The sequence below is a fragment of the Glutamicibacter sp. MCAF14 genome (assembly GCF_052114325.1).
GTDB lineage: Bacteria > Actinomycetota > Actinomycetes > Actinomycetales > Micrococcaceae > Glutamicibacter > Glutamicibacter arilaitensis.
In genome coordinates, this window is record NZ_JBFREO010000002.1 from 371,278 (window position 1) to 393,688 (window position 22,411).

The following is a 22,411-nucleotide window of genomic DNA, read 5'->3' on the forward strand; positions in this document are numbered from 1 at the left end:
TTTTCGCCTAGGCGGCTCCATAAGGGAAAGCGATGGCACGGGCGGCGTAATGGTCGATTTCCGACTGCTCGATTTCACAGTCTTCGGAAACATTCATATCCATCGCTGGAAGCACGATGCGATTCGGGGTACTCATGGGCCCGATCCGGCCCTCTGACACCAGGCGGGGAAAAGACTTGTTGCTCATGACAACATAATACTTCCGAAAAATGCAAGGAAAATCTCCGAAGTTGACTTAAAACACTGAAGTTGAACCTATAAAATTAAAGATTGGCCTAAATTTCTACAGGTAGTCAAGCAAGCTAAATATAGACTGTGTTTTTATCTGAGAAGAAATTCTATGCAAAAAATTCCTAATTCCCTTACCTCAGTAAACAATAAATAATTTCCATAAAGGGAGAATAACTAACGGGTTCAGGGCAGTGGTGAGCGTGAGGTGGGCCACTGCCACGGTAGGCTGTCAGCATGTATTGGGAGAACATGGTCTTCGATTCCGAAACGCCCAAAGAGCATGCCAAATTCTGGGAAGAACTGCTGCACTGCCAGATGCTTACGGATAACGAGGGCGGATACGAAACTCGGCTGCACCTGCCCGAACAGCGCTACCTGGATTTCTGTTTCCCTATGGTCCAAGATCCGGACCGCACAATTCAACGCGCCCACCTGATTCTTGCTCCCAGCGCCGGTCCGCTGGGAGGATGCGGCAATGATCCGGGGCAGGCGCTGGAATCCAGGAGGGATTCCGCTGGCAACGAGTATTTGCTCTGTGCCGGTGAAGAGCGCAAGGGCCTGGAACTAGTTGCCCTGCAGCTGGCTTGCTCGGACCCCCTGCGCGATGCAACTTTTTGGTCGAAGCTGATGGGGTGGGACATCGTAAGCCAAATCCCAATGACTTTGGCCCATCCATCCGGCCTCGGCCCGCAGCTGATCTTTGTCCCAGAAGAATCGCCTAAAACTTCGCGGAAAAATGCGCTCCACCTCGACTTGCGCCTTGAAGCAGGGAAGAGCTTGGATGAAGCGCTGGCAACAGTCCGTTCGCTGGGCGGAGAAGAGCTCGACCAGCAGTGGGGAACCCTTCCTTGGAAGGTCTTCACCGACCCGTCAGGAAATGAATTCTGTATCTTGGAACCGCTGCCAACAGCCTGAAGGGTAATCGAGAAAGCCCAAGGACCCGCAAAAAGGAATAACGTGCCAGCACAATCACACGGCCAAAGCGCCCGCGGAACCGAACCGAACCGTGCGCGCACCAGATTGCTGGTCCTGGCGATGGCGTTCGTCACAGCAATCCATCTGCTCACCCAGCTGTTCGCACCTGCAGGGATATTGGCCGACGTTACGCAGATAATGCTGATGCCGCTGCTTGGCGCGATCATCATCGCGCTGACCAGCGCACAGCGCGGCAAACTGATCAAGCTGGTGCTGATCGCGATCCTCTTCTCGTGGGTAGGTGACACCCTGCCACGGTTCATGGAGGGCGACCAAGGATTCCTGGCCATGGTCGGCAGCTTCCTCATCGCCCAGTTCTTCTACATCGCGGCGCTGGCCAGGTACTGGAGATCCTCCGTAATGCGGCACTGGTGGATGACAACTCCATATCTCGGCGCATTCACAGTTTTAGTGCTTCTGTGTGCGCCCGGGGCCGGGGCACTGCTGGTCCCGGTGCTCATTTATGGAGTGGCGCTGACGGCGATGGCCATTTTCGGCACTGGGCTGGGGGTGCTCGCTGGCTGCGGCGGGGCGATATTCTTCCTATCCGATTCCTTGATCGCCTTACGATCCTTCACCACCCTTGACATCCCCGGAATGGGATTTTGGATTATGCTCACCTACGTGGTTGGACAGGCGATGATAGGAATTGCCGCAACGAGAACCGAGCAGCACCAGAAGGAAAAGAATCCATGCCGTTAGCACCAGAAGCCAAGATCCCGTTGATCCTGGTGCATGGCAATGGAGTGGACCACCGTATTCTCAAACCGCTGGAGCCGGTGCTGGAAGAAGCCGGAATTTTCGACCTGCACTTTATTGATTTGCCCGGCTTCGGTACGTGCCCGCCACTGGATGGCACCGGGGGATTGCCTGAGCTTGCGACATGGCTGGAAGAACGAATCAAGCGCATCGCGGGAACTGGGAAGTTCGCCCTGCTGGGCAACTCCCTTGGAGGTTTGCTCTGCCAGGAAATGGCCGACCGTTTCCCCAACCAAGTCCAAGGCCTATTCCTCCTGGCACCGGCGGTCTTCCCTGATAACGCGAGGCGGACCCTTCCCGAAGCACAGGTACTCGTGGAAGATCCGCAATTAATTGCCCAGCTTGAACCGAAACAGGCACAGCTATTTCAAGAGGTTGCCGTGATTCAGTCACCCCAGACCTGGAAGCGCTTCGTCTCGTGGGTTCTGCCCGGTTTGGAATGCGCGAACTTGCGGGCCATGGCCAAGCTCTCCAGACGCTACGTCCTGGACACTTTGCCCGTGAACCGCGAGAGCCAACTGAACATCCCCGTTTCGATCCTGTGCGGCAAACAAGACCACGTCACCGGATATCAGGATCCAGAACGGCTCGCGCACCGTTATCCTGCGATGCGCATGGTGGTGCTTGATCCTGCTGGGCATAACTTGCATCTTGAGCAACCCGAGCAAGTAGCCTTCGAACTACAGGACTGGTCCTGCCGCATTGGCAACATCCGTGGCCTGTTCCCAGAACGCGAGGTACGCAAGGAGCCGGAGAAATTTGAGTAATCGCTTGCATCCGGCTACATTTCGAATCAGCAAGTACGGTTGTTGCCAGAGCACGAAGGAATAAGGCATGGAAGAAGAACTCGTGCTGCGCGAGCTCGAAAGCGTAGATGAAGTGCCTGACCTATTGGACATATGGCGCGGTTCGGTGGAACGGCGAGGAGATTTCCTCTCCGCGGCCGATATCGATGCCGTGGCCGTGGCTTTGGAGGCAATCTACAGCCAATCGGTGTCCATTAGAATCGCGCAGCAAGGGCAGCGCATTGTCGGCTTTGCTGCCTGGGGCCCGACACAGATTGAATTGCTCTGGGTGAGTCACAGTGATCGGCAAAAAGGCGTGGGCCGAGTCTTGCTGGAACAAATCATTGCCACCACTCCGGGCGTTAGTGTTCATCTCGATAGCCAGCGTCGGCACGCCATCGATTTTTTTGGCACCTGCGGATTCAAGCTGATTTCCTCGGACGCAGAAGCTTCGGAGCAACGCGTCATCTTGCGCCACGGATAATCTGCTCCCCAGATCGTGGCACCATAGTTTCATGAGCGAAAATAGCCGTGAAATCCGTGAAGTCAACATCGAGCGCCTCGAAGCGCGCAAGTACAAAGCCACCAGCCTTGAATCAGGTGCCAGCCTTGAATTCGGCCAGGGCGAGGGTCTGCTGACCCCCGTTGAGCTGTTGCTTGCCGCCATTGCAGGATGCTCTTCCATCGACGTGGATGTGGCAACTACGCGCAGAAGCGAACCAGAGAAATTTGAAGTCAAGGCCAGCGGCTACAAGGTCACCGAAGACTCTGCGAGCCGGATGGAAGACATCCATCTTGGTTTCGATCTGAAGTTCCCGGATACCGAAGAAGGACGCAAAGCCGCTGGCATGATCCAACGCATCGTCAAGCTGTCCCATGACAAGTACTGCACAGTTTCACGGACGGTTGAACTTGGGGCCGCCGTGCAGAGCGAAGTTATCGACTAAGCGTAGGGAAATTTTCGCAATTCTTAGCTTGATATAGGGCAACGGCCGAATCTGCAAGAGATTCCAAGGCAATTCAGGGGTTCTAGCTGTGCGTGGAACTTTCTAACATTGCGTGAATCAGTTGTGGCATAGGGCACATATTGCGGATTTCGTGCAATCAGCTAATATTTCATAAGGTTTTCGCAATTCAACCTGTGAAAGTCTATTGAATCAAGCTGGGGGTATTGGACTTTGCCCTAGTCAGTGTTGGAACTTCATCGTAGGGTCGGATTGTCCCTACGTTGAAGGAGCAGCAATGCAGTCTGAGAACGTTTTAGGAAATATCGACTGGGCGTCGATGCTACAAAAGGTTGGCATCGCGCTAATCATCCTCATCATTACGTGGCTTGTTGCGCGCATAGTTCGTTGGGCTGCAGCCAAACTGGTGACTAGGGTGAAGTTCCTGCAAAAGCAGGGCAATGACGGAGAGCAGATAGGCCAATCCCTCGGCAAGGTTGCAGGGTTGATTGTCTGGCTCTTTGGCCTGGTAGCAATCTTGCAAGTCTTCGCACTATCTGAAGTCCTCTCGCCGGTGCAGGGTCTGCTCGGCGGCGTAATGGCCTTCATTCCAAACCTCATCGGTGCAGGCTTCATCTTCTTCATCGGCTACGTGATCGCAAATATCGTTCGCCAGCTATTGAAGACCGCGTTGGGAACCGTAGACTTCAGCAGCTTGGTCCGCAAAGTCACCCCGCGCGGCGAACCTGTAGATGGAGTCCAGTCACGCGAATCCCAAGCGAAGATCGTTGACATCATTTCCAACATCGTCTTCGCCTTGATCTTGCTGGTCGTGGCAATTTCGGCCCTGCAGGTACTGGGAATCGCGGCAATTTCGGATCCTGCTCAGCAGATGCTGCAGCTGGTCTTCACCGCAATCCCACAGGTCATTATGGCCTTGGCTCTGTTGGCAGTCGGTATCCTGATTGCCAAGTTCGTCGGTCAGTTGCTTGAAACCACTCTTCACGGTGTGGGTACCGACTCGGTCGTGGCCCAGTGGGGCATTGTTCCCGAAGGCAAGAGCGCATCGGGAATCATTGCCGGCATCGTCAAGATCGCTATCGTGCTGTTCTTCGGCGTGATGGCAGCTCAGATGCTGAACTTCCCAGCGATCACCAACATCCTCAACGAGATCCTGGCCCTGGGTGGCAAGATCATCTTCGGCGCAGCAATCATTGCCGCAGGTTTCGTCATCGCCAATGTCATCGGACGGTTCTTGGGTGACACCACCGCTTCAAAGATCATCCGCTACACAGCAATTGCGCTGTTCGTAGCGATGGGCCTGAAGTACATGGGTATCGCCGATTCGATCATCAACATGGCCTTCGGCGCAATTGTCATCGGTGCAGCACTGGCAGCAGCGCTGGCCTTTGGACTTGGCGGACGCGATGCAGCCGCACGCACGCTGACCAAGATGGAAGCAAGCAAGAACAACGACGGCCCGAATACGATGCCACCATCGTCAACCCCTGGTATCTAACTATCAATCACAGAACTTGAGGGACAGATAAAAAGCCACGGAATCCAATTTTGGATTCCGTGGCTTTTTTGAATTTCAGCACGCTACGGTTGCCTGCTCCACGGCAGCGCGTTCACTGCCGGTGCCGGGTCGGTGCGCAACCGAGCATAGGTATACACATCAATGCGATTGCCATCCACCAAGAACTTGCCCCGCTCGATTCCCTCACGCAGGAAACCATTGCTTTCGGCCACGTGCTTTGAACTGGGATTATTTGCCCGCAGTCCAAGCTCCAAGCGGTAGAGACCCAACTCGCCGAAAAGATAATCCACCAAACTCGCCACAGCACGGGTAGCCAGTGATCGGCCACGGTACTTCTGGTTCATCCAATACCAAACCCACGCGTTCTCATTGGAATGGTTCACCGTCCCGCACACCAAGCCAACCAACCGATCTTCGATGGTCACCGCCAGTGCCCGCTGGCGTTTCCTATCCTCAAGCAGCGCTTGGACATACGCGTGAGCTTTCTGCGGGGTATCGGCATCGCCTTGGCGCTTCATATCAGGGTTTGAAGAAAATGCCTCGAACACCGCTGCTGCATCAGATGGTTCAAGTGGACGCACACAAAATTCATCTCCTGCGCTCGCAGCCGCTTCAGCTTTTGGAGTAGAAGCAGGGATCTGTGCGCTGCTGGTGGTGCCCTGATGGAAGATCATCTGCCAGCGATCCTGCTCAAGGATCCACAGCGAACTGCGCTCGCTGCTCACCTCGGCATGCAAGTGCCAGCGTAAAAGCACCAGGTGCCCTGCCAGCTGCAACGCCACCGGGTTCGCCACCTTCAACGGGCCCGACTGTCGAATGGGTTCCATGGCCAGCTGGGCGATGATGCTCTCCCGGTCATAGTTCCGTCCGCTGGCTCCAACCTCGCGGAACCAAGGATGCAAGAGCCGCTTCAATTCCTCGACGCTGCTCCGGCGACTTGGATCCAGCAGTTCTTGCTCCAAGTCGATGATGACTTGGGCCAGCGAAGAATCAAGCCGAAGAGCTACAGGGAAGTCTTGAAAATCCATACCAGTAACTACATCACAGAAGATGACGGAACTAGTGGCAATAAAGTTCGACATTATGAGCTAGCTCATGCTTATAATCGCAGTAATCCGCGGGAGCCTGAATTGACCAGGCTGAGAGGGCACCGAGCCGACCGCTACACCTGATGCGGGTCATGCCGCCGTAGGAAGGAAGCGTGCCCTTGTGCATGTCAATATCGTTGGTGCCGGAATTATTGGCCTGGCTATCGCATTCGAACTCCAATCCCGAGCTCACACCGTCACGCTTATCGATCCGGGTCCGGGCCACGGCGCCAGCTATGCAGCGGCAGGAATGCTCGCTCCGGCAGCTGAAACCAATTGGGGCCACGGTGAGCTGCATCAGCTGCTCGCCGCATCGAATGCAGCCTATCCACAATTTATTGAACGCATAGAATCCGTGACCGGGCACCGGCCGGACTACCTGCAAAACTCCACGCTGGTTGTCGCTGCCGAGCCTGCTGACCGCGAAGCATTACATGAATTGGCAGAGCTGCAAGTATCCCTTGGACTGTGTGCGCAAAAGCTGTTGCCAAGCCAAGCACGAAAACTCGAACCGGCGTTGGCCGCCAATATCGCAGGCGCGGTCCTGTGCGAAGAAGACCATCAGGTCGACCCGCGCTCAGTTCTCAAGATCCTGCTGGCGCACCTGCGTCCGTCGCTCATTGAAGAATCCGTGCAGACGCTGCTCACTAAAGGGGAGCGGACCGTCGGGGTTCGCACCGTAACAGGCCGGATCCTCGAAGCTGACCAGACCATCCTTGCCACCGGGCTTGGCACGGTTCAAGGCCTCCCGCATCTTCCGCTGCGCCCGGTCTATGGAGATATCCTGCGGATCCAAGGACCTGCAGGACCTCCGCTGATTACCCGCACCATCCGCGGCATCGTGCACCGGGACAACGTGTACTTGGTCCCGAGAAAGGACGGCAGCCTGGTGCTTGGCGCCAGTGTCCGCGAAGATGCGCAACCGGCAGTGAACATCGGGGCCATGCACAACCTGCTGGACAATGCCCGCAAGCTGGTTCCCGGGATCAGCGAGTGCACCTTGAACGAAGCCACAGCCCGAGCCCGTCCAGCCACCCCGGATGACCGGCCGCTGATTGGCCGCCTTGATCCGGGCCTGGTTCTCAGCACCGGATATTCCCGCCACGGTGTCCTCTTGACCCCGTTGGGCGCCCGGATGACCACCGACCTCATCGATGGCGCAGAACCTGGGCAATTCGACTTGGCAGTGAACCCGCACCGCTTTGCTACGACAACTACTCTGAGCACTCATTGAATGGAGCACGCAGCTATGAAAACCATCGGCATCAACTTCAATTCCCAGCCAGTAGACCTGGCCGAAGGCACGACCCTGCGCGAACTGATCAGCACGAGCATCGGCAAGGAAATGGATGACAACTCGCTGGCAGTAGACGGCAGCAAGCTGGGAATCGCAGCCGCGGTCAATGGGGCCGTTGTCCCACGAAGCGCGTGGAATACCTGCCTGCTGGCCCAAGGGCACAGCGTTGAACTCGTTACCGCCGCCCAAGGAGGCTAAGCATGGAAACGCAAAACATCACCGAATTAGACAGCCAAACCGATCCCTTCCAGATCGCCGGGCGCACCCTGTCCTCCCGCTTGATCCTGGGCACCGGGGGAGCAACCTCGCTTGCCACCTTGGAAACCGCGCTGCAAGTCTCCGGCACCGAACTGACCACCGTGGCCATCCGCCACTTCTCGGCAGCCGGAGCCGGCAGCGTCTATGAACTCTTGCAGCGCAACAACGTGATCCCGCTGCCTAACACAGCCGGATGCTTTACCGCCCGTGATGCAATTCTGACCGCGCACCTGGCGCGTGAAGCATTGGAGACCAACTGGATCAAGCTCGAAGTCATTGCCGATGAGCACACGCTGCTGCCCGATCCGCTGGAACTGCATGCAGCTGCCGAGCAATTAGCCGCCGACGGCTTTGAAGTGTTCGCCTACACCAATGATGATCCTGCCCTGGCCCAGCGTTTGGAAGATGCAGGGGTGGCCGCCATCATGCCAGCCGGTGCCCCCATTGGCTCAGGTCTGGGAATCTTGAATCCACACAACATTTCCACCATCGTGTCACGCGCAAATGTGCCGGTGGTCCTCGATGCCGGGGTGGGAACGGCCTCGGATGCGGCCCTGGGAATGGAATTAGGCTGCGACGCGGTACTCCTCGCCAGTGCAGTCACCCGGGCGCACAATGCACCCCTGATGGCAGCCGCCATGCGCGATGCTGTGCGGGCCGGCCGAGCCGCACGGCTGGCAGGGCGCATTCCTCGACGCGAGACCGCGCTGGCCTCCTCGCCAGCCGAGGGCATGATGAAAACCCTGATCGGCGACTTCTCATGACCCGGGCACCCCTGGTCTCTGCTGGTGCCGAATTGGAACCGGCCGAATTGGCGCGCTATTCGCGGCACTTGACCCTGCCTGGAGTTGGCGCAGAAGGCCAACGGCTTATCGCCAATGCCAAGGTGCTGGTCATCGGGGCCGGGGGACTGGGAAGCCCCATCGCCAGCTATCTGATTGCCGCAGGTGTCGGCACCCTGGGCGTGGTGGATGATGACCGGGTTGAACTGTCGAATCTGCAACGCCAAATCATGCACCGCGAACACGACGTGGGGCGATTGAAAGTTGATTCCGTGCCGCGGCTGGCCCATGAACTGAACCAGCATGTCCGGATCACCACCGTGGCGCAGAAACTGGACGAAACCAACGCCGTGGCCCTATTCAGCGATTATGATCTGGTGATCGACGGCAGCGATAATTTCGCGACCCGGTACCTGTCCAATGACGCCGCGGAAATTACCGGCACGCCGTTGGTCTGGGGCACGCTATTCCAATTCTCCGGACAAGTCTCCGTATTTGATCCGCGCACCGGACCGATGCTGCGAGACCTGTTCCCAGAAATTCCCGATGCGGATTCTGTGCCCAGCTGTGCCGAGGGTGGAGTCTTTGGCGCCCTGTGCGGAGTGATCGGTTCGGTGATGTGCACCGAAGCTTTGAAGCTCATCACCGGTGTCGGCACTACCCTCAGCGGCAAGCTCTGGCTCTATGACGCACTGGATGCCAGCGTGCGGACCTTGTCCTTCTCCAAGGATCCAAAGCGAGAACCGGTTGTCGAGCTAGGACAGTACCAGGCTGCGGCGTGCGGCATTGAAAAACAAGACCTGGAGCTGAGCGTTGGGCAATTGACCGAAATGGAAGCGCAAGAAGCGGTCTTGGTCGTGGATGTACGCGAAGGCTGGGAACGCGAAATCGTGGCGATTCCACATAGCCAGCATGTGCCGCTGGCGCAGCTGCACGAAGACGAGCTCGCAGAACTGGCCCGTAGCGCGTCGAAAATCGTGTTCGTGTGCAAGACCGGTGCACGCTCCTATCAAGCCGCGCAGAACTTCGCATCCGGCCCGACATCAAGCATTCCGGTCTACAGCCTCAGCGGCGGAACCCTGGAATGGGTGAAACAAGTGCAGGGGCGCGACCTGGCCTACTGAACGGAAGATTCTGCACTGGCATACTTAACGCATGAGATTGGGAGCTGCGCTGGAAATCCGCGAATTGGAAAGCCAAGACGAACAGCAGGCAATCGATGCGCATCACCAGCTAATTGCCGAAGACTTCGAGTTCTTGCCTACCTGGTCTGCCGATGAGGATTGGGAAGACTACATCTACCGGATGAGTGCGGGGCGCCGCGGTGAGCACATCCCGGAAGGGTGGGTGCGCTCGGGGTTGTTCGCGGCCTTTGACCAGGGCGATCTGGTGGGGCGAGTTTCACTTCGATACGAGCTCAATGAAGGCCTGCTTCAAGTCGGCGGACATATCGGCTATGGTGTAATTCCCGAGTATCGTCGTCTTGGTGTGGCACGGGCACTGTGTAAATTCGGATTGCAGGAACTTCGCGAAGCGGAAATTGAACATGCGCTCGTAACTTGTGATTCCGATAACATTGCCTCAAAATCCACCATTGAAAGTTGCGGTGGCTTGCTGGACGCGGAACTTCCCGAAATTGAAGTCAGTGATGGGCCCAGCAAGTTGCGGTTTTGGATTTCAACGCGGTCAATCCGCTGAATTTTTCGCGACTGGTACATGAAATTCCTGTATGTTCTGACACAGATCAACAGACTATGAGTCTCGAGCGCGTAAACTGGATTGTTGGGTCGACTTTGGCCCCGACTCCATAGACCCAAATTCTCGAGCGGAAGTGAGCCTTCACGCATGTCAGCAAACACCATTACTCGCGATGAACTTCGCAATGTAGCCATCGTTGCACACGTTGACCACGGTAAGACCACCCTCGTCAACGCAATGCTCCAGCAGACTGGCGCATTCGACAGCCATGGTGAAACCGAAGATCGCGTGATGGACTCAGGTGAGCTGGAACGCGAGAAGGGCATCACCATTCTTGCTAAGAACACCACCGTGTTCTACAACGGCCCAGCAGCCGAGGGCAAGAAGATGACCATCAACGTCATCGACACCCCAGGCCACGCCGACTTCGGTGGCGAGGTGGAGCGCGGTCTGTCGATGGTTGACGGCGTTGTTCTGCTCGTCGACGCATCTGAGGGTCCATTGCCCCAGACCCGCTTCGTGCTGCGTAAGGCACTGAGCGCAAACCTGCCAGTAATCATCGTTGTCAACAAGACCGACCGCCCGGACTCCCGCATCGATGGCGTTATCTCCGACTCCATGGACCTGCTGCTGGGCTTGGCTTCGGACCTGGCTGATGAAGCTCCAGACCTGGATCTGGATGCGATCTTGAACGTACCTGTCGTCTTCGCCTCGGGCAAGGCCGGCTACGCTTCGATGAACCAGCCTGGCGATGGCACCCTGCCAGACAACGAAGATCTCGAACCACTGTTCGAGACCATCATCAAGCACGTACCTGCACCGACCTACACCGAAGGTGAAGTTCTGCAGGCTCACGTCACCAACCTCGACGCTTCGCCATTCCTTGGCCGTCTGGCACTGCTGCGCATGATCAACGGCACCCTGCGCAAGGGGCAGCAGGTTAACTGGGCACGCCAGGACGGCACCATGAAGCAGGTCAAGATCACCGAGCTGCTCGCAACCCAGGGTCTGACCCGTGTTCCAGCTGAGGAAGCCGGACCAGGCGAGATCGTTGCAGTTGCAGGTATCGAAGACATCATGATCGGCGAGACCCTCACCGACCTTGAGAACCCGAAGCCGCTGCCACTGATCACCGTTGATCCACCTGCGATCTCGATGACCATCGGTATCAACACCTCGCCACTGGCTGGCAAGGTCAAGGGCGCCAAGGTCACCGCTCGCCAGGTCAAGGATCGCCTGGACAAGGAACTGATCGGTAACGTTTCGCTGAACGTTCTGCCAACCGAGCGTCCAGACGCTTGGGAAGTACAGGGTCGTGGCGAATTGGCACTGGCCATCCTCGTTGAGCAGATGCGACGCGAAGGCTTCGAGCTGACCGTTGGCAAGCCACAGGTTGTGACCAAGATGGTCGACGGCAAGGTTCACGAGCCAATGGAACGCATGACCATCGACGTACCAGAAGAGTACCTGGGTGCTATCACCCAGCTGATGGCATCGCGCAAGGGCCGCATGACCGACATGGCTAACCACGGCACCGGCTGGGTCCGCATGGAATTCATGGTTCCTGCACGTGGCCTGATTGGCTTCCGTACCCGCTTCATGACCGAAACCCGCGGCGCCGGCATTGCCGCTTCGCTGGCCGAAGGCTACGAGGCATGGGCAGGTAACATCGAGTACCGCATCAATGGTTCGATCATTGCTGACCGTGCAGGCGTTGTGACTCCGTTCGCGATGATCAACCTGCAGGAACGCATGAACTTCTTCGTGAAGCCTACTGAAGAGGTTTACGAGGGCATGATCGTTGGCGAGAACTCCCGCGCCGATGACATGGACGTGAACATCACTAAGGAAAAGAAGCTCACCAACATGCGTGCAGCTTCCTCGGACAGCTTCGAGAACCTGACCCCACCACGCACCCTGACTCTGGAAGAATCGCTCGAATTCGCTCGCGAAGACGAGTGCGTTGAGGTTACCCCAGAAGCAATCCGCATCCGCAAGGTGCTGCTGAACGCCAACGACCGTGCCAAGGCTACCCGTGCACGCGCTCGCTCCTAATAAGCAAACAACCCTCGGGAGCAACCTCTCCGCGCTATGGCGTGGAACGGTTGCTGCCGTGGCAGCAGGATTGTTCGGCACCTCAATCCACGCATCCATCACCTATGTCGGAAACGATATTCCGCTGGTGTGGGGAGTGGGGCTGGCTTGGCTTCTGCTTGGAGTCCTGGTGTACTGGGCTGCGGTTTCCTCATCGAAACTCTGGGCCGGAGCGCTGGGGTTCATCGGCTGCTATGTCACTGTTGGCCTGATTTCCTATGTGGGTAACGACCAATTGATTTTGGGCATGCAGTACTACCGGTTCCTGCCCGGACCAACGCTGGCCTCAGCGTTGTGGATGTACGGCATGGTTATTCCGTCGGTGATCGCCTTGCTCTGCGCCCTGCGGGTGCTGCGCAAGCAACGACGCTAGAACTAAACACTGAAGGAGTTCTTCCCCATATGGGGAAGAACTCCTTCAGTGTTTAACGGCTAAGCGCTGCTTACTGGTCTTTGGGCGTATTGCCGGTCAGATCCAGGTGATGGGCAAGGAACAAGGATGTGGCCACGCCATCTGGATCAGGGTCGCGCACCGCGTAATCCTCAATGACAGCACGCAGGCGGCTCATCAGCTCCTTCTGATTCTCCTCATTGAGTTTCAGGCCCAAGCGGACCACCTGTATTTCCTGCGGAGCAAGTCCTTCAATTTCCTGCAGGAAAGTATCTACCAGCATCGGGGCCGCATCGGGGATGCGGGTGCCCCAGGACTGCTTGGTGCTTCGGTAGGGCACTTCTTTGGCCCCGCGGTTGCCGCGGCGTGCCTCCTCAGCGGCGAGGTAGCCGTTGCTGACCAAGGTGCGCACATGGTGCAACGAGGTCGCGGGATTCAAATCGAGAATGTCCGCAATTTCCTTGTTTGTACGTGACTCGTGGAGGCACAAGCGCAAAATGCGAAGCCTCAACGGAGAGCTGAGAGCTCGTGCTCGCGATTGGACAAGTTTATCGGAGGGCATGTAGACAGCATACGCGAAAAGCCTTGAGTGATTGGCAGATTCAAATCACATGTCGCCCCTAGCTACAGGGCAAAGCTGGCCAAGCACCATGGCTCAAATGAATCCTGGCTCCGCTTCGAGGGGCTACTCGCTGCGCGAAGCACGCGGCCGACGCCGTGCCGGGGGAGGCGGGACACGCTTGGCATGGGTGATCGCCTCACGGGGGATTCTCACCAGCTCGGTGCGCGTCTGGATGGTCACCGATTGCTCGGTGACTTCCTGCAACTCGCCCAAGGCATCTGAAAAATGTTCGCCGGTGCGCACATCGGATAACCGGTAGCGCACAACTAGGCGTTCACCGGGAGTCACATCACTAAAACTCAGCATTTGTGCACGTCATCTTTCCGTAAGAAGAATTCATCTGAACCCCAAGTAGCTGAAATGTGAATCGTCGATTACGTCACAGCGGGTCAATGGGCGGTCCGATGCATGGGTATCAGGACTAGACTGTAGTTTGAGCTGGTAGAGGTTTCAAAGAGCATCTAAAGAAACCACTAGCTCCTGTTGAAACCACCCAGTGCAAGGAAAGGTCTCGGCCCTCGTGACTTACATCATCGCTCAGCCGTGCGTCGACGTTAAAGACAAGGCGTGCGTCGAAGAGTGCCCGGTAGATTGTATCTATGAAGGTGAGCGCTCGCTCTACATTCACCCGGATGAATGTGTTGACTGCGGCGCCTGCGAACCTGTCTGCCCAGTTGAAGCCATCTACTACGAAGATGATGTGCCTGATGAATGGGCCGACTATTACAAGGCAAACGTCGACTTTTTCGACGAACTTGGTTCCCCCGGCGGTGCCGCTAAAATTGGTAATACCGGCACTGACCATCCATTGATCAGCGCCTTGCCACCACAGAACCAAGGCTAGGTTTTCACTTTTATGCTTGAGCTCCCCGATTACCCCTGGAACCAGCTTGCTCCGTACCGGAAGCAGGCGTCCGCGCATCCAGGGGGAGTCGTGGATCTGTCGATCGGCACCCCGATCGATGACACCCCGCAGCTGATCCAGCAGGCGCTAGCCGACGCCGCGAACTCCCACGGCTATCCGACCACACACGGAACGCTGGAAGTCCGCCAGGCCATCGTTGACTGGTTCGCCCGTCGACGTAATGTCACGACGCTGAGTACCGATGACGTCATGCCAACGGTGGGCTCCAAGGAAATGGTGGCTTGGTTGCCGCTGTTCTTGGGACTTGGTGCAGGCGATATCGTGGTTCGTCCCAAGATTGCCTACCCCACCTATGACATTGGTGCTCAGCTGGTCGGTGCCACACCGATCGCCACCGATGACCTCTCGGAACTGACCGCAGAACAGCGCGCCCAGGTGAAGCTGATCTGGGTGAACTCCCCGGGAAATCCCACCGGCAAAGTCCTTGATGCCGCCCAACTGGCCGGCATCGTGGCTCAGGCCCGTGAAATGGGTGCGGTTGTGGCCTCCGATGAGTGCTACGCCGAATTGGGCTGGGACGAATACGAGGGGAAGATTCCAAGCATCCTGGACCCGGAGGTCAACGCGGGAAATCTTGATGACCTGTTCGCCCTGTACTCGCTGTCCAAGCAATCGAATCTTGCTGGCTACCGCGCTGCTTTCGTGGCCGGTGCGCCAAACTTGATGCCTGCCCTGGTCAACAGCCGCAAGCATGCAGGCATGATTCTTCCCGGCCCGATCCAGCACGCCATGGCTGTGGCCCTGAACGATGACGCCCATGTCGCCGTGCAGCGCGAGCTGTACCGTGCCCGCCGTGCTGCATTGCGCCCGGCATTGGAAAACTTCGGGTTGACCATCGAAGATTCGGTGGCTGGCCTGTACCTTTGGTGCACTGATTCCCGCCCGAGCTTCCAGACTATCGAGGCCTTGGCTGAACTTGGCATTGTTGCCGGCCCGGGAGTCTTCTACGGCAGTGCGGGGGAGCGCCATGTGCGCGTTTCCCTGACCGCATCCGATGAACGGATTGCTGCTGCCGTTGAACGGCTGAATTCTTCCGCCAATCGGTGAAGATGACAGCCTAATTAGCTTGAAAGGGTCAAATCGCGGTATGTTCTACGGTGACGACTGACCTTTCGGAACTACACGCTTTCCGGTTAGGAGATGCAATGACAGATACTACGTCTGCACAGCTACACTTTGGAGAATCCAATCTTGAGCTGCCAGTAATTCAGGCAACTGAGGGCAACGATGGATTTGGCGTAGCCCCGCTTTTGAAGACCACCGGGAACGTGACCTACGATCCTGGCTTCATGAACACCGCGGCTACCAAGTCCGCGATCACCTACATCGACGGTGACGCAGGCATCCTGCGCTACCGCGGTTACCCTATCGAGCAGCTGGCCGAGAAGTCCAGCTTCATCGAGGTAACCTACCTGCTGATCTACGGCGAACTGCCAACTGCTGATCAGCTTGCCGACTTCGACAACTCGCTGCGCCGCCACACCCTGCTGCACGAAGAGCTCAAGGGCTTCTTCGGCGGCTTCCCACGCGATGCGCACCCAATGCCAGTGCTGTCCTCGGCTGTTTCGGCCCTGTCGACCTGGTACCAGGATTCGCTGGATCCAAAGGATGACGCACAGGTCGAGCGTTCGACCCTGCGCCTGCTGGCAAAGCTGCCTGTACTGGCCGCGTACTCGCACAAGAAGTCGATTGGCCAGGCACTGCTGTACCCGGACAACTCGATGAACATGGTCGAGAACTTCCTGCGCCTGTGCTTCGGCACCGCTGCCGAGCCGTACATCGCGGATCCAGATGTGGTCAAGGCTCTTGACCTGCTGCTGATCCTGCACGCAGACCACGAGCAGAACTGCTCGACCTCCACCGTGCGCCTGGTTGGTTCTTCGGAAGCCAACATGTTCGCTTCGGTTTCGGCTGGTATCCACGCACTGTCCGGCCCTGCCCACGGCGGCGCCAACGAAGCTGTGCTGAAGATGCTGCGCGAAATCCAGTCTTCGGGCATTAGTCCTGAAGAGTTCATGGCCAAGGTCAAGAACAAGGAAGACGGCGTACGCCTGATGGGCTTCGGCCACCGCGTATACAAGAACTACGATCCTCGCGCCAAGATCATCAAGAAGACAGCCCACGACCTGCTGGCAAAGCAGGGCAAGAACGAGCTGCTTGAGATCGCGATGAAGCTGGAAGAGACTGCGCTGAACGATGAGTACTTCATCTCGCGCAAGCTCTACCCGAACGTGGACTTCTACACCGGCCTGATCTACACCGCCATGGGCTTCCCGGAGAAGATGTTCACCGTGCTGTTCGCCATCGGCCGTCTGCCAGGCTGGATCGCACAGTGGCGCGAAATGATCAAGGACCCAGAGTTGAAGATCGGCCGCCCACGCCAGCTGTACATGGGTGAAACCGCTCGTGACTACCCCGGCTACCAGGCCTAAGGGAAGTTTCTAGAAACTGGTTCAAGGACCTGTCTTTCCACGCAAGTGGCAGACAGGTCCTTCCCTGTTTTAAGCGGTATTTCGGGAGTATCCTTTGAGACAGGGGAAACGACAAGTGTGCCGAAAAGTCAGGTGGTATGCATGTACTCGCGTCGTGGAAATAATTGGTCTCTGGCCATAAATACCAATCAGAATATGCTGATGGCGCTGTACTTGCGCGAACTGTCAGGCGTGCACCCCGCTGAAGCCGGGCCCAACAGCAAACTGGCATCGAACATCAAAAACCGCAACATCGAAGATGACTCGCACGGCCAGCTCAAGCAGGAATGGAGTTCTTGGTGGGATTCGCTGACCACCGCAGCTCCTGCCGATGAACCCAGCGCCAATGAGGAACTGATCAGGCGGCTCGAAGATGAAGGCTATCCGGCACTGGCTCGCCTAGCCCGTGCGCACTATGGCCAAGCCACCGTTTTTGCCCAGCAGCATGCCCAAGACTTTGCCGAAAACAGCGGGCAATACGCGCCCCAGCGGATGGATGAGCTGGAAAGAATCCTGATCGACCACGGGGTGGAACACGAAACCCAAAGCTGCCGCCAAGAGATCCAGCTCATTGACGTGCCTTTAGGCGAGCCAAGAGCCTGGCTGACCGGCACAGCTACCATCGTGGCCAGTACGTCGCTGCTACGCGACTCCAAGGCCTTCCAAGGCTTTATTCAGCCGATGGTGACCATCATCTTCCCCGGAGGATGAGCAGGAAACGAAAAAACTGGCAGATCACCATGGTGATCTGCCAGTTTTTTGATGGGCAATAAATTAGTTGGCGTGCAGGGCGCTGTTCAGCTCCACAGTCTGGCCGGCACGAGGCAGCGCTTCGACGGCGCCGGTGATCGAGTTGCGGCGGAAGAGCAGATTTGGCACACCGGAAAGTTCCAGCGCCTTGACCTGCTGCTCGTCCAAGACCACGCGGGTGCCCGCGGTGACATACAGGCCGGCTTCCACGACCGAGTCATCCCCGATGGAGATGCCCACACCGGCGTTGGCGCCCAAAAGCACGCGTTCGCCAATGACGATGCGTTCCTTGCCGCCACCGGAGAGGGTGCCCATGATGGAGGCGCCGCCGCCCACATCCGAGCCATCGCCCACGACAACCGAAGCCGAGATGCGGCCTTCGACCATCGAGGTGCCCAGAGTGCCTGCATTGAAGTTGACGAAACCTTCGTGCATCACGGTGGTTCCTGCCGCCAGGTGGGCGCCGAGGCGCACGCGGCCGGCGTCGGCGATACGCACGCCAGCAGGCACCACGTAGTCGACCATGCGCGGGAACTTGTCCACTCCGTACACGGTTACATCGCCACGGGCGCGCAGCTTCAAGCGGGTCACCTCGAAGCCTTCAACTTGGCACGGACCGAAGTTGGTCCACACGACGTTGGCGAGGTGGCCGAAGATGCCGTCGAGGTTGATGCTGTTGGGCTGGACCAGACGGTGGGAGAGCAGGTGCAGGCGCAGCCACACATCAGCGGTGTCAGCTGGGGCTACATCAAGATTAATGGTCAGTGAAACGACTTTTTGGGTGGTGCCGCGGGCTGCATCGTCCTGCGCAGCGGCAGCGAGTTCACCGGAAAGCTCTTCAGCCAAGGCGATTTCGCCCAAGACCGGAGCCGGGTACCAAACATCAAGGATCGTTCCATCGGAAGCGATCGTTGCCAGCCCATGGGCCGAGGCTAAACGTACAGATGATTCGCTGGATGCCACAGATTCTGAAGTCATACACTGATCGTATCTTTGTTGCCCGGAGTAACGTTGAAAATGACAAAAAAGTGAAGCTGAGAGACTCAGGAAAAGCCAGTCGTGAACGAATTGGATCTGCAGCAAGACGTTGCCCTGCTCACCGAACAGATCATGAACATTGAATCTGTTTCCGGCAATGAACAAGAAATTGCCGACAAGGTGCACCAGGCACTGCTTAAGTACCCGCATCTTGAAGTGCATCGGGACCAAGATGCCATTCTCGCCCGCACCAATTTTGGCCGCGAGCGCCGCGTGGTGCTGGCCGGACATTTGGACACGGTACCGCTGCCGCGCACCGAAGGGGCCAAGGGAACGGTGCCCGCCCAGGTTATTGACGGGGTGCTCTACGGCCGAGGAGCCACCGACATGAAAGGCGGCGTCGCCGTGCAGCTGGCGCTGGCTGCCGAGCTGACCGACGCCAAATACGATGTCACCTACGTCTTCTACGATCATGAGGAAGTCGAAGCCGCCAAATCCGGGTTGGGACGCCTAGCAAGGAACAGCCCCGAACTGCTGGAGGCGGATTTCGCGATCCTGCTTGAACCAACCAACGGCACGGTGGAAGGCGGTTGCAATGGAACGAGCCGCTTCGTCATCCGAACCCACGGCAAGGCAGCCCACTCGGGCCGAGCCTGGATGGGGCATAACGCCATCCATGATGCCGGTGAAATCCTGCGCCGCTTGGCTGAGTACCAGCCGCAGACCATTACCGTTGAGGGCCTGGAATACCGCGAAGGAATGAACGCGGTCCGGGTTGCTGGCGGTATCGCCGGCAACGTGATTCCGGATTATTGCGAGGTGGAAGTGAATTACCGCTTCGCTCCGGATAAGTCGCTGGCGCAAGCTGAAGCGGTGGTATTCGATCTTTTTGACGGCTTTGAGATCGAACGTACCGATGGTGCTGATGGAGCCAAGCCAGGATTGGATCAAGAAATCGCCGCCGACCTGATCAAGGTGCTGGGCCAGGAGCCCAAGCCCAAGTACGGTTGGACCGACGTTTCACGCTTCTCCGCCTTGGGGATTTCGGCAGTGAACTTCGGACCGGGCGATGCCCTGCTGGCGCACAGCGATGATGAGCATGTGCCACAGCAGGCTATCCGCGAATGCTTGCAGACCCTGCGCACCTGGCTGAGCTAGCGGACGCACTGGGCCAGTAGGCTTTTGCCGCAATAAAAAAATCTCCGTACCGTTTTGACTCAAACGGTACGGAGATTTTTTGTTCTCAGCTGCTAGGCCTTGGGATCGGCAGGATCCTTTGGACCTGGCACGTCAAGGCCTGCAGGGGCTCCGACAATTGCTGCAGCTGGGTTGGCAGGAGTATTCTTTTCCTTCTTCACACGGCTGCTCAGCCGGCTCGAGACCAGCACGGCGATCTTGCTGAGGGTGAAGTTGATCAGAATGAAGATGGCTGCTGCCACAATCAGCGCCTGCAACACGTTGCCGTTAGGCGAGGAATATGTGCGGGCGAAGAACAGCAATTCGTTGAAGCTGATGATGTAGCCCAGTGCGGAGTCCTTCAAAATGACAACGAACTGGCCGATCAACGCCGGCAACATGGCCACCAGGGCCTGTGGGATTTCAATATGCCGCAACGACATGCCACGGGTCAGTCCGATGGCAATGCCTGCTTCACGCTGGCCTCTAGGCAGGTTGTGCACGCCAGAACGTACCAGCTCTGCCACAACCGAACCGTTGTAGAAGATCAGGGCGGCAACAACTGCCCACATTGCCGTGTCGCCTGGCAGGGCCAGGGAGCGGGCGAAGAACACGTTGAAGAAGACGATCATCAGCAGCACTGGAACGGCACGGAAGAACTCGACGATCACGGTGCAGAAACCGTTGATCAGCTTGTTCTGCGAAAGCCGTCCTACGCCGAAGATCAAACCGAAGATCACCGACCCGATGATGCCGAAGAGCGCGGCCTTCAGGGTGTTCCACAGTCCGGGTAGCAGGTAGTTCTTCCAGGTACTGCCTTCAATGAAGTCATCCCACTGGGAAACCTGCATCTGGTCCTTGGCTGCAAGGCCCATGATGATCCATGCCACGATGCCCGCAGCAATCAGGGCGCCGACGATGTTGATCAGCAGGATCCGGCGTTTGGCCTTCGGGCCGGGAGTGTCAAAGAGAATTGAGGCGCTCATCGTGCCACCGCCAGTTTCTTCGAGGCCCAGGTGGTCAACAGGCCAACAGGGATAACAATGATCACGAAGCCGATGGCGAAGGTCAAGAAGATCGGGATCACGATATCTGCTCGGAACTCAATCATGGTCTTCATAACAGAGGAAGATTCGGTGGCTACCGAACCGACCGCTGCAACGGTGGAGTTCTTGATCAGGGCAATCAAGGTGTTGCCCAGCGGAACAATCGCGCCGCGGAAAGCCTGCGGCAAGATGACCAAGCGTGCAGCTGGCAAGAAGCTCAGGCCAATGGCACGGGCAGCTTCTGCCTGTCCCAGCGGAACGGTGTTCACACCTGAACGAATTGCCTCGCAGACGAACGCGGCGTGGTAGACCGCAAGACCGACAACGGCCAGGCGGAAGAAGTTCGCTTGGAAGTCGCCGCTGAGCACGAATCCGAGCTGGCCGTAAAGCGCCAGGACGCAGAACAGGATGATGATGGTCAGTGGGGTGTTACGAATCAAGTTGACGTAGCTGGTGCCAATGGCTTGGAAACTTCCCACGGGGGAGATGCGCAGCAACGCCAAGATGGTGCCCAGGACCAGGGCGCCAATGGCGGCCCAGAAAGTTAGTTGGATATTGACCCAGAAAGCTCCGGGAATGTCGTACTCAGTGAATATGGATAAGTAATTCTCCACTGCAAGCCTCTGTCTCGATGGCCGGGAACCGGCCAAGTGGCTATGGGTCCGATACCGGGGTCAGCCGGTTATCGGAGAAACACAGATTGCAGATGGGGGCCAAACACGCTGCGTTTGGCCCCCATTGCATCAGGTGCTGCTAGGCGCAGGTATCCGAAAGTGTTGGTGGGTTGGTCTCAGCGTTTGGCTTGTAGCCGGTACCCTCGGTGTTCTTGTCCAAGGCCTTCTGCCATTCGCCGGACTCGATCATCTTGGTGATCGCTGCGTTGATGTCCGCGCACTTGTCGGTGCCATCAGGCAGGCCCACGCCGTAGTTCTCCTCGGTGAATGGAGCGCCAACAACCTTGAACTTGCCCTGGTAGGCAGGCTGTGCAGCCAGGCCGGCAAGAATGATGTCATCGGTGGTGACCGCGTCGATGGTGCCGCCGCTCATCTGAGTGGTGCACTCTGCGTAGCCCGGAAGCTCCTGCAGGTTGGTGTTCTTCGCGTAGTTGTCCTTGACCTTCTGGGCCGAGGTGGAACCGGTGACCGAGCAAAGGTTCTTGCCATCCAGGTCCTCTGGGCCCTTGATGTCGGAGTCATTCGGGACCAGCAGGTCCTGGCCGGCAACGAAGTACGGGCCAGCGAAGTCGACAACCTTGTTGCGCTCATCGGTGATCGAGTAGGTTGCGAAGATCATGTCAACCTGATCGTTCTGCAGCATGGTTTCGCGGTTTGCCGACGGTGCCGAGATGAACTCGATCTGGTCTTCGGTGTAGCCCAATTCGCCGGCTACGTACTTGGCAACATCCACATCGAAACCGGTGTAGTTGTCGCCGTCCTTGAAGCCCAAGCCTGGCTGGTCGTACTTGATGCCGATGCGGATCTTGTCGCCGTCAGCTTCGCTGCCGCCGCCTCCGCCGCATGAAGTCAGGGCCAGAGCTGCTACTGCTGCCATTGCGGCTACAGCGCCGAAACGAGTCTTACGCATTGTTCCTCCTATTGGGT

26 protein-coding genes and 1 riboswitch are annotated in these 22,411 nt (G+C 57.5%); of the genes, 18 read left to right on the forward strand and 8 right to left on the reverse strand.

Annotated features, from left to right (window positions below; all coding sequences use genetic code 11):
- Window positions 1-7: 7 nt before the first annotated feature.
- Window positions 8-136, reverse strand: coding sequence for a hypothetical protein (locus AB4Y71_RS04355; protein ID WP_287042180.1), 129 nt, complete (start codon window positions 134-136; stop codon window positions 8-10).
- A gap of 329 nt (window positions 137-465) precedes the next feature.
- On the opposite strand from AB4Y71_RS04355, the gene AB4Y71_RS04360 reads away from it, so the two are divergent.
- The 6 genes from AB4Y71_RS04360 to AB4Y71_RS04385 all read left to right on the forward strand — a co-directional run bounded on the left by AB4Y71_RS04360 (window position 466) and on the right by AB4Y71_RS04385 (window position 5,213).
- Window positions 466-1,146, forward strand: a complete 681-nt coding sequence (locus AB4Y71_RS04360; protein ID WP_441718213.1) for a VOC family protein — start codon at window positions 466-468, stop codon at window positions 1,144-1,146.
- A 42-nt stretch (window positions 1,147-1,188) separates the two neighbouring features.
- Window positions 1,189-1,908: a lysoplasmalogenase gene (locus AB4Y71_RS04365; RefSeq protein WP_441718216.1), complete on the forward strand. Its 720-nt coding sequence runs from the start codon at window positions 1,189-1,191 to the stop codon at window positions 1,906-1,908.
- Window positions 1,899-2,732, forward strand: a complete 834-nt coding sequence (locus AB4Y71_RS04370; protein ID WP_013349535.1) for an alpha/beta fold hydrolase — start codon at window positions 1,899-1,901, stop codon at window positions 2,730-2,732. The genes AB4Y71_RS04365 and AB4Y71_RS04370 overlap by 10 nt, the downstream gene beginning before the upstream one ends.
- A 67-nt stretch (window positions 2,733-2,799) precedes the next feature.
- Window positions 2,800-3,234: a GNAT family N-acetyltransferase gene (locus AB4Y71_RS04375; RefSeq protein ID WP_102597396.1), complete on the forward strand. Its 435-nt coding sequence runs from the start codon at window positions 2,800-2,802 to the stop codon at window positions 3,232-3,234.
- A gap of 31 nt (window positions 3,235-3,265) precedes the next feature.
- Window positions 3,266-3,697: an OsmC family protein gene (locus AB4Y71_RS04380; protein ID WP_102597397.1), complete on the forward strand. Its 432-nt coding sequence runs from the start codon at window positions 3,266-3,268 to the stop codon at window positions 3,695-3,697.
- A 295-nt stretch (window positions 3,698-3,992) separates the two neighbouring features.
- Window positions 3,993-5,213, forward strand: a complete 1,221-nt coding sequence (locus tag AB4Y71_RS04385) for a mechanosensitive ion channel (RefSeq protein ID WP_441686951.1) — start codon at window positions 3,993-3,995, stop codon at window positions 5,211-5,213.
- A gap of 83 nt (window positions 5,214-5,296) precedes the next feature.
- On the opposite strand, the gene AB4Y71_RS04390 is transcribed toward AB4Y71_RS04385, so the two are convergent.
- Window positions 5,297-6,262, reverse strand: coding sequence for a GNAT family N-acetyltransferase (locus AB4Y71_RS04390; protein ID WP_441718219.1), 966 nt, complete (start codon window positions 6,260-6,262; stop codon window positions 5,297-5,299).
- 79 nt (window positions 6,263-6,341) lie between these two features.
- Window positions 6,342-6,446: riboswitch (TPP riboswitch) on the forward strand.
- Between AB4Y71_RS04390 and thiO the strand changes: the two genes are divergently transcribed.
- The 7 genes from thiO to AB4Y71_RS04425 all read left to right on the forward strand — a co-directional run bounded on the left by thiO (window position 6,444) and on the right by AB4Y71_RS04425 (window position 12,824).
- Entirely contained in the window at window positions 6,444-7,556 is a 1,113-nt protein-coding gene (gene thiO / locus AB4Y71_RS04395; RefSeq protein WP_013349530.1) for a glycine oxidase ThiO, read from the forward strand. (Overlaps the previous riboswitch by 3 nt.)
- A gap of 15 nt (window positions 7,557-7,571) precedes the next feature.
- Window positions 7,572-7,817, forward strand: a complete 246-nt coding sequence (gene thiS / locus AB4Y71_RS04400) for a sulfur carrier protein ThiS (RefSeq protein ID WP_441718221.1) — start codon at window positions 7,572-7,574, stop codon at window positions 7,815-7,817.
- A gap of 2 nt (window positions 7,818-7,819) precedes the next feature.
- Window positions 7,820-8,641, forward strand: a complete 822-nt coding sequence (locus tag AB4Y71_RS04405) for a thiazole synthase (protein ID WP_013349528.1) — start codon at window positions 7,820-7,822, stop codon at window positions 8,639-8,641.
- Window positions 8,638-9,783 carry a molybdopterin-synthase adenylyltransferase MoeB gene (moeB, locus tag AB4Y71_RS04410; RefSeq protein ID WP_441718224.1) on the forward strand — a complete coding sequence of 382 codons (1,146 nt, stop codon included), beginning with the start codon at window positions 8,638-8,640 and terminating at the stop codon, window positions 9,781-9,783. Before AB4Y71_RS04405 ends, moeB begins: the two co-directional genes overlap by 4 nt.
- 31 nt (window positions 9,784-9,814) lie before the next feature.
- Window positions 9,815-10,357, forward strand: a complete 543-nt coding sequence (locus tag AB4Y71_RS04415; protein WP_102597401.1) for a GNAT family N-acetyltransferase — start codon at window positions 9,815-9,817, stop codon at window positions 10,355-10,357.
- 147 nt (window positions 10,358-10,504) lie between these two features.
- Window positions 10,505-12,412 carry a translational GTPase TypA gene (gene typA / locus AB4Y71_RS04420; RefSeq protein WP_013349525.1) on the forward strand — a complete coding sequence of 636 codons (1,908 nt, stop codon included), beginning with the start codon at window positions 10,505-10,507 and terminating at the stop codon, window positions 12,410-12,412.
- Between the two features lie 58 nt (window positions 12,413-12,470).
- Complete coding sequence (locus AB4Y71_RS04425; protein ID WP_041648876.1) at window positions 12,471-12,824, forward strand: hypothetical protein; 354 nt, start codon at window positions 12,471-12,473, stop codon at window positions 12,822-12,824.
- Between the two features lie 70 nt (window positions 12,825-12,894).
- Here the strand turns inward: AB4Y71_RS04425 and AB4Y71_RS04430 are convergent, their stop codons facing one another.
- Together AB4Y71_RS04430 and AB4Y71_RS04435 are read right to left on the reverse strand one after the other, a co-directional pair.
- On the reverse strand, window positions 12,895-13,404 hold the full coding sequence (locus AB4Y71_RS04430; RefSeq protein ID WP_102597403.1) for a helix-turn-helix domain-containing protein: 510 nt from the start codon (window positions 13,402-13,404) through the stop codon (window positions 12,895-12,897).
- A 123-nt stretch (window positions 13,405-13,527) separates the two neighbouring features.
- A complete protein-coding gene (locus AB4Y71_RS04435) occupies window positions 13,528-13,770 on the reverse strand; it encodes a putative acetyltransferase (RefSeq protein ID WP_013349522.1) in 243 nt (80 codons plus the stop codon).
- Window positions 13,771-13,984: 214 nt separating this feature from the next.
- Here AB4Y71_RS04435 and fdxA point away from each other — a divergent pair, with 214 nt between their 5' ends.
- The 4 genes from fdxA to AB4Y71_RS04455 all read left to right on the forward strand — a co-directional run bounded on the left by fdxA (window position 13,985) and on the right by AB4Y71_RS04455 (window position 17,571).
- Entirely contained in the window at window positions 13,985-14,308 is a 324-nt protein-coding gene (gene fdxA / locus AB4Y71_RS04440) for a ferredoxin (protein WP_013349521.1), read from the forward strand.
- A gap of 12 nt (window positions 14,309-14,320) precedes the next feature.
- Entirely contained in the window at window positions 14,321-15,436 is a 1,116-nt protein-coding gene (dapC, locus tag AB4Y71_RS04445; RefSeq protein ID WP_441718226.1) for a succinyldiaminopimelate transaminase, read from the forward strand.
- A 98-nt stretch (window positions 15,437-15,534) separates the two neighbouring features.
- Window positions 15,535-16,821 (forward strand): citrate synthase, encoded by a 1,287-nt coding sequence (locus AB4Y71_RS04450; protein WP_013349519.1) that lies wholly within the window; start codon window positions 15,535-15,537, stop codon window positions 16,819-16,821.
- Window positions 16,822-17,022: 201 nt separating this feature from the next.
- Window positions 17,023-17,571, forward strand: coding sequence for a hypothetical protein (locus tag AB4Y71_RS04455; protein ID WP_441718229.1), 549 nt, complete (start codon window positions 17,023-17,025; stop codon window positions 17,569-17,571).
- Window positions 17,572-17,634: 63 nt separating this feature from the next.
- Here AB4Y71_RS04455 and dapD read toward each other — a convergent pair whose 3' ends face one another.
- Window positions 17,635-18,588, reverse strand: a complete 954-nt coding sequence (gene dapD, locus AB4Y71_RS04460) for a 2,3,4,5-tetrahydropyridine-2,6-dicarboxylate N-succinyltransferase (RefSeq protein ID WP_013349517.1) — start codon at window positions 18,586-18,588, stop codon at window positions 17,635-17,637.
- 81 nt (window positions 18,589-18,669) lie between these two features.
- On the opposite strand from dapD, the gene dapE reads away from it, so the two are divergent.
- A complete protein-coding gene (gene dapE, locus AB4Y71_RS04465) occupies window positions 18,670-19,746 on the forward strand; it encodes a succinyl-diaminopimelate desuccinylase (RefSeq protein WP_013349516.1) in 1,077 nt (358 codons plus the stop codon).
- Window positions 19,747-19,838: 92 nt separating this feature from the next.
- Here dapE and AB4Y71_RS04470 read toward each other — a convergent pair whose 3' ends face one another.
- The 3 genes from AB4Y71_RS04470 to AB4Y71_RS04480 form a co-directional block, all read right to left on the reverse strand.
- Window positions 19,839-20,750: an amino acid ABC transporter permease gene (locus tag AB4Y71_RS04470; protein WP_441718232.1), complete on the reverse strand. Its 912-nt coding sequence runs from the start codon at window positions 20,748-20,750 to the stop codon at window positions 19,839-19,841.
- The gene (locus AB4Y71_RS04475; RefSeq protein WP_013349514.1) at window positions 20,747-21,424 is read right to left on the reverse strand and encodes an amino acid ABC transporter permease; all 678 of its coding nucleotides are present in this window, start codon (window positions 21,422-21,424) and stop codon (window positions 20,747-20,749) included. The genes AB4Y71_RS04470 and AB4Y71_RS04475 overlap by 4 nt, the downstream gene beginning before the upstream one ends.
- A gap of 139 nt (window positions 21,425-21,563) precedes the next feature.
- A complete protein-coding gene (locus AB4Y71_RS04480; RefSeq protein ID WP_134779817.1) occupies window positions 21,564-22,394 on the reverse strand; it encodes a glutamate ABC transporter substrate-binding protein in 831 nt (276 codons plus the stop codon).
- Window positions 22,395-22,411: the final 17 nt, after the last annotated feature.